6 protein-coding genes are annotated in these 4,970 nt (G+C 67.5%); 1 reads left to right on the top strand and 5 read right to left on the bottom strand.

The window, feature by feature from the left end:
• Positions 1 to 142: 142 nt before the first annotated feature.
• From ACIRRY_RS51735 to ACIRRY_RS51720, 4 genes are all read right to left on the bottom strand, one after another.
• Positions 143 to 337 (bottom strand): hypothetical protein, encoded by a 195-nt coding sequence (locus ACIRRY_RS51735; protein ID WP_403988117.1) that lies wholly within the window; start codon positions 335 to 337, stop codon positions 143 to 145.
• A gap of 136 nt (positions 338 to 473) precedes the next feature.
• Positions 474 to 1,106: a DUF6461 domain-containing protein gene (locus tag ACIRRY_RS51730; protein ID WP_403988114.1), complete on the bottom strand. Its 633-nt coding sequence runs from the start codon at positions 1,104 to 1,106 to the stop codon at positions 474 to 476.
• Positions 1,107 to 1,445: 339 nt separating this feature from the next.
• Entirely contained in the window at positions 1,446 to 2,027 is a 582-nt protein-coding gene (locus ACIRRY_RS51725) for an AAA family ATPase (RefSeq protein ID WP_403988111.1), read from the bottom strand.
• A 147-nt stretch (positions 2,028 to 2,174) separates the two neighbouring features.
• A complete protein-coding gene (locus tag ACIRRY_RS51720; protein ID WP_403988108.1) occupies positions 2,175 to 3,029 on the bottom strand; it encodes a helix-turn-helix transcriptional regulator in 855 nt (284 codons plus the stop codon).
• Between the two features lie 173 nt (positions 3,030 to 3,202).
• Here ACIRRY_RS51720 and ACIRRY_RS51715 point away from each other — a divergent pair, with 173 nt between their 5' ends.
• Positions 3,203 to 4,072 carry an SDR family NAD(P)-dependent oxidoreductase gene (locus tag ACIRRY_RS51715; RefSeq protein ID WP_403988105.1) on the top strand — a complete coding sequence of 290 codons (870 nt, stop codon included), beginning with the start codon at positions 3,203 to 3,205 and terminating at the stop codon, positions 4,070 to 4,072.
• Between the two features lie 393 nt (positions 4,073 to 4,465).
• Here the strand turns inward: ACIRRY_RS51715 and ACIRRY_RS51710 are convergent, their stop codons facing one another.
• On the bottom strand, positions 4,466 to 4,837 hold the full coding sequence (locus ACIRRY_RS51710; RefSeq protein ID WP_403988102.1) for a VOC family protein: 372 nt from the start codon (positions 4,835 to 4,837) through the stop codon (positions 4,466 to 4,468).
• Positions 4,838 to 4,970 lie beyond the last annotated feature (133 nt).

The following is a 4,970-nucleotide window of genomic DNA, read 5'->3' as shown; positions in this document are numbered from 1 at the left end:
ACCGTCTTTTCCGAGGACAACGCCAGGGCAACCGCGTCCCGCTTGAACTCGGCCGTGTACCGCTTACTCATGTTGCTCTTGCTACTCACTACCTACGACTGCTTCCTCCGGGACCATCCGTCCCAGTATCAAGCTGTCCAGGTCAAAGGGGGAGCTTCAGAGTGTCCACCAGGACCGTGTGATACCCGTCCAGAGCTTCCCTGGCAAGGAGGCCGGCGGCTTGTTCAGCGGGCGCCGGCACGAAGTCGGCTTCCTGCACAAAGTGGTTGAGCAGTGTGGCGCGGACGGTCGTCCTGCCGCTGCCGCCTCGCTGGATACGGGTGCTGCGCGCAGCCATCACGACACCTCCGTCGCACGCCCGCGCGAGAACGAGCGCCGGTACACGCCGCGACGGGCTCCGCCGATAACTGCGCGCTCAGCGCGGGCGGCGACGGAGCAAGAGCACCCGATAGTTGTGCCGGTCTGGTTGCGGGTCAGGCCGGTTCCAGCAAAACGGCCGGCAGCGTCCCGCTCACGATCGGGTCCCTCGGCAGCGCGAGCCCGAAGAACTCCTCGACCACACCGAGCGCGGCGCGGTGAACCTCCCTTCGGTTCCGCTCCGGGTCCGGGAGGCCGGCGGCCGCGAGCCGCTCCTGCAGTCGAGCGGCTGTAGCAGGGTCGCCTTCGACCTTTTCGTAGCCCCATGACCCGTCCAGGTGCAGGTTGAAGGCAGCCAGCAGCCGGCCATCGTGGAAGTAGGCGAACTGGGGCGGCACCGGCTTGCCGTTCTCCTCCTCGTACTCCAGGAGGCAGACATGCGCACCGTCGCGCGAGACCGGTGTCAACGGTCCGAACTCGGCCTGCCAGCCGCCGTACGCAACCGCGTATGTCCAGTCCCCCACAGAGCCGAGGCGCAGCCCGACGTCGTCGTAGTCGTCCATGAGCTCCAGGAACGAAGTTCCCGTGTGGTCCCCGACCGGCACGACGATGCGCTCCGTGTCGTACCGCAGGGCCGCGGCAAGGCGCCTGGCGAGTTCCTGCGGGGACAGCCCGCGGGCGAGTACCACGTGATAGCCCCCGAAAGCGATGGATTGTCGATCGGCGAGCCAGGTCGTTCCGTCTGTCATGACCGTCATCCTGCCCGCCGCCTCTGACAACGCATGCCGCGAGCCCGTGATGCTTCAGCACACCAGCGGTCCTGGAGTTGGTATCGCTGCGTTGCCAGCCTTCCTGACGCTCCATCAAGTTCGCTGGGCCCAGCTGACGCCGGTGGACATGGCGACACCGGCCGCGGCCCTTGCCCTCCCGGTCACGGCTTCCGGGTAGCCCGGTGCACGAAGGCGGGTGGAAGGTTCGGCTGCCGCCTCGTCCATATCGGCGGACGTCCCGGCTTCTTGCGCCCAGGCAACAACGGTGCCAGCCGATCCCACTGCGTATCCGTCAGATCTCCACGCGCCACCTGGCGATCATCGCAAAGATTGATCGACTTCAGCGCCGGACGCCAGACCGGTCACGGACAGGATCGCTTCGACTGTCTCTTCAACCGTCTGCGCAGCGTTGTCGATCCAGGTTCCCTGCTGCCCGAGCTCGGAGCGCATCGCCTCATCCAGCGGCGACCAGTCCGTGGCCAGGACCTTCTCCCGAGCCTGATTGCGCCGCCACGCCACTGCCGGGCCGGGAGCCAGGATGACGATGTAGAGCGGCACGGCCGCCAGCGTCGTGCGATAGAAGTCAAGGTGGGAACGGCGGACCACGACATCATCGAGTACCGGGATGAAACCGGCCCGCGCGAAGCTGTCAGCCAGAAGGCACGCGTTGCGGGCCCGCAGGAAGATCTGCCGGTCGGCTTCCGGGTTCGCGGCCGGCGAGGGCCATTGCCCACCGCTGACGATCATCTCCTGGAATGCGTCCACCTCAATGTGGGCCGACATCCGGAGGCGGCCGGCCAGCGCAGCGGCCACCGTGGACTTCCCACTCCCGGGGATGCCGGCCAGCAGAACAGCCCCGGCGGCCGGTTCACGGTCGACGGACACCAGATCCAAGCTCATACGAGTTCTCCAGGCACAAATGATCAGGGCCTTGAGAGGGTACGCGCTGCCCCATGTCGACGCTCTCGTATTTACGCGACCGCTCACACCCCATGACTCGCCGAGTCGGGGACTGCTTGATCCACTTTCCACACACGCCCTAGTGCGTCAGGAGCCTGCGAACGTGTCGGCGCCGAGCACGGTCAGCAGGGCAAGCTTGTCGTGGCTCTCCGTGCCAGGTGTGGCGGTGAAGATGAGCAGGGACTGCCCCTGGTCGGGGTCGAGCAGTGTCTGGCAGTACAGGTCGATGCGTCCGACCTCGGGGTGGACGAAGCGTTTGGCGTTGCTCCACCGCAGTCCCACTTCGTGGCGGTTCCACAGCTCGGCGAATTCCTCGTTGTGTTGCAGGTCGGCCACGAGCGAGGCGGCCGGCGATCCGGGCCCCTGCGCGGTGGCACTGGCGCGCAGGATGGCGACGTAGACGCGGCTGTGCAGGTGGTGGTCGTCGGGCAGGTACCGATGGCGGGCGGTGGGGTCGGTGAACCACCGGTAGAGGGCGCTGCGCGCCGGGCCGGTGTGACGCGTCTCGTCGCCGAGCAGCGCCGCGGCGGGCGGCGTCTGCTGCAGCGTTTCACCGACCGTGCCCACGATCTGCGCCGGTGTGTCCTGAAGCCGGTCCATGACACGCAGCAGCCCGGGACTGATGTGCGCCTCGCGTAGTCGCCGTGTCTGGAGGCGGTGCCCGCACAGCAGGAACAGATGGTCACGTTCGTCGGGGGTCAGGCGCAGGCCCCGGGCGATGGCCGCCGCCATCTGCTGCGACGGCTGGGAACCGCTGCCGCGTTCCAGCCGGGCCAGATAGTCGGCCGACATGTCGCACAGCTCGGCGACCTCCTCCCGGCGCAGCCCGGCCGTGCGCCGTCGTGCGCCGCGGCGCAACCCGACGTCCTCGGGTTGCAGGGACTCCCGGCGTCCGCGCAGGAAATCGGCCAGACCCTCGCCATCCACCGCCGTGTCCATCATCGGGCTCCCCAACTCGGATGTCGCATACCTGGCCGCCTCATTGTCCGGCAGGCCGACACGGGTAGCCACGCCCTGCCATTCAGTGGTTGGGCAGGTCCTTCATCCGCCGGCACGGGCCCTCTTCACTGGACGGCGTCAGGAATCAGGCGGAAGAGTCTCTGGAGGATTTCACCATGGCCAAATGGACCGCGGACCGGCTGCCAAGCATGGCCGGCGCGACGGTGGTGATCACCGGTGCGGGCGGGGGGATCGGGCTGGTGACCGCTCGCGAACTCGCACGGGTCGGCGCCCACGTGGTGCTGGCCGTGCGCAACGTCGACAAGGCGTGCCAGGCAGTGGCCGGTATGCGTGGAGATTTCGATGTCCGGCGACTCGATGTCGCCGACCTGGACTCGGTACGTGCGTTTGCGACGTCGTACACCGGCGACATCGATGTTCTGATCAACAACGCCGGGGTGATGGACATCCCGGCGGCGCGGACCGCGCAGGGCCTGGACGTGCAGACCGCGACGAACTATTTCGGGCCGTTCGTGCTCACCAACCTGCTGCTGCCCCGGCTGACCGACCGCGTGGTGACGGTCTCCAGCCAACTGCACCGATTCGGCAGGCTGGACCTCGACGACCTCGACTGGCGCACCCGCAAGTACAACGGGCTGGCCGTCTACGAGTCGTCCAAGCTCGCCGTTGTGCTGTTCTCGCTGGAATTGCAGCGCCGTTTGACCGCCTCGGGCAGCCGTGTCCGCTCGGTCATCGCTCACCCTGGCGTCGCACGGACCGGACTGGTCACGCACTCGCCGCTGGGATTCGTCAACCGGCTCCCGTTCCTGGTCCAGGACGTCGAACACGGAGCTCTGCCGCTCATGTACGCAGCCACGCAGGACGTCCCCGGCAACGCCTACGTCGGTCCGGACGGGTTGTTCAGCTTCACGGGCTACCCACTGATCCGCAAGCCCGGCCGGGCCGGCCTGGACCCGGCCGTCGCCAAGAGGCTCTGGCAGGCAACCGCCACCCTCACCGGCACCGAGCCGCGAGTTCACATGTGAGGTGTGATCCTTCCGGCGGTTGCGGTTGTCCCGCCGCTGATCACCGAGGACCGCTCGGCCGATCTTCGGCCTGGCCGGCACGCCTACCCGCGGCGCTCCGACGAGGGGCAGCCGCATCGGGCACAGGCGATGCGCCAGACACCGACGCCCCAGCTCGGCCCGTCCCTCCAAAGGAGCTACACCCGTCGACATTCCACACCCCACCCGCGACCGGAACGCCAAGACGGCCGCTGCTGTCCTGACCAACGAGCCGCCAGCCCCCTGGGCACGTGTCCTGTTTCTGCGATGCGTCGGCAGTCCCGCCGTTGTGGAGACATGTACGGCTGGGTCCCGGTCATGTGTTGGCAAGTTCCGGTGCCCGACAGGTCGACGGCGCCCTCGTGAATCCGGCAGTCAGCGCAAGCTGATGCAGAAGGGATGCCCAGCCGGATCGGTGAGGACCCGCGCCTTGTCGCCATGCGGCTGGTGATCCGGCTTGCCCGCGCCCAGCTCCAGCAGCCGGGCCTCGGCCACGGCCAAGTCCTCGTCGACCGTGAAGCAGATGTGAAGCTGCTGGGGAACGACTTGGCCGGGCCAGCTCGGAGCCCGGTAGTCGTCGACCCGCTGAAAACCGATGAAGAGTCCGTGCTCACCATTGAGGCCAGCGAAGTCGGCGTCCGACTTCGGGTGCAGTTCAAGGCCGGTGGCCTGCCGATAGAACGCCGCCAAGGCCAGCGGGTCAGGGCAGTCGAGCGTTATCGCAACCAGCTTCATCTGCAGGGACATGGCACCTCCGGGCCGACCAGTGGACTTCCGCCACGAACACCCTAGATGAATGAGTCCAAGGGATGGCCTGCGGACATAGGACGAGGGCGTCCAATGTCAGTGTGTGAAGACAGACCTGGACACCCTCGCGACA

The sequence above is a fragment of the Streptomyces sp. NPDC101776 genome, assembly GCF_044766845.1.
In the GTDB taxonomy this organism is placed as follows: domain Bacteria; phylum Actinomycetota; class Actinomycetes; order Streptomycetales; family Streptomycetaceae; genus Streptomyces.
This window is presented reverse-complemented; position numbering and strand designations above follow the sequence as displayed.

Coding starts and splice junctions, on each gene's coding strand:
- ACIRRY_RS51710 (WP_403988102.1), bottom strand. CDS start 4,837: ATGTCCCTGCAGATGAAGCTGGTTGCGATAACGCTCGACTGCCCTGAC.
- ACIRRY_RS51720 (WP_403988108.1), bottom strand. CDS start 3,029: ATGATGGACACGGCGGTGGATGGCGAGGGTCTGGCCGATTTCCTGCGC.
- ACIRRY_RS51715 (WP_403988105.1), top strand. CDS start 3,203: ATGGCCAAATGGACCGCGGACCGGCTGCCAAGCATGGCCGGCGCGACG.
- ACIRRY_RS51725 (WP_403988111.1), bottom strand. CDS start 2,027: ATGAGCTTGGATCTGGTGTCCGTCGACCGTGAACCGGCCGCCGGGGCT.
- ACIRRY_RS51735 (WP_403988117.1), bottom strand. CDS start 337: ATGGCTGCGCGCAGCACCCGTATCCAGCGAGGCGGCAGCGGCAGGACG.
- ACIRRY_RS51730 (WP_403988114.1), bottom strand. CDS start 1,106: ATGACAGACGGAACGACCTGGCTCGCCGATCGACAATCCATCGCTTTC.